The 404-nt window shown below is 35.6% G+C and carries 1 protein-coding gene; it reads left to right on the forward strand.

All coding sequences use genetic code 11. The features are described from left to right. Window positions 1–202: 202 nt before the first annotated feature. Window positions 203–404: GNAT family N-acetyltransferase (locus tag A7981_RS07610; RefSeq protein WP_131800950.1), on the forward strand; the 202-nt coding region annotated here is incomplete at its 3' end.

The raw sequence follows: 404 nt of genomic DNA on the forward strand, positions 1-404 counted from the left end.
CATATATCCAACCAGATGCGAATGCAGAGGGTTATGTTTCAAGTCATCATGAAGTGCTTAAAGAAGCGAATAAGTCTATTGTAAATAAACATTTATACTAGGTTGATATATTGTGTGTTTAAAAGTGGGGCAAATAATGGTTAAAGTGACATATGATATTCCGACTTGCGAGGATTATTGCACATTAAGGATTAATGCAGGTATGAGTCCAAAGACGCGCGAAGCAGCTGAAAAAGGATTACCTAATGCCTTATTTACAGTAACCTTGTATGATAAAGATAGGTTAATTGGTATGGGTAGAGTGATTGGCGATGGAGGAACTGTTTTTCAAATTGTTGATATTGCAGTTTTGAAAAGTTACCAAGGTCAAGGTTACGGCAGTCAAATTATGGAACATATTATGA

The sequence above is a fragment of the Methylovorus sp. MM2 genome (genome assembly GCF_001648895.1).
Taxonomy (GTDB): Bacteria; Pseudomonadota; Gammaproteobacteria; order Burkholderiales; family Methylophilaceae; genus MM1.